General features: G+C 67.1%; 1 protein-coding gene. It reads right to left on the bottom strand.

Annotation, left to right across the window (positions count from 1 at the left end; genetic code table 11):
• Positions 1-316 (bottom strand): enoyl-CoA hydratase-related protein (locus EN874_RS32890; RefSeq protein ID WP_245516240.1); only part of this gene is annotated, 316 nt, incomplete at both ends.

Here is a 316-nt window from a genome sequence, read left to right as displayed (position 1 = left end):
CTCGGCGACGCGGCGGATGGCGTCCTTGGTGGCCTTGAGCGCGACCGGATTCTTGTTCAGCAGCATTTTTGCCACCGCGCTCACGCGCGCCTTCAGGTCTGCCGCGGGCAGGCTCTCATTGACGAGCTTCCATGCCGCCGCCTTCTTGCCGTCGATCAGTTCGCCGGTCAGCGCATGGTACATGGCGTCGCGCATCGAGAGCAGCTCGACGACCACCTTGGTCGCGCCGCCGCCGGGCAGGATGCCCCAGTTGATCTCCGAGAGCGCGAAATGCGCCTCGTCGGCGGCGAAGGCGAGGTCGCAGGCAAACAGCGGG

The organism is Mesorhizobium sp. M1D.F.Ca.ET.231.01.1.1, from assembly GCF_003999155.2.
Lineage (GTDB): Bacteria > Pseudomonadota > Alphaproteobacteria > Rhizobiales > Rhizobiaceae > Mesorhizobium.
This window is presented reverse-complemented; position numbering and strand designations above follow the sequence as displayed.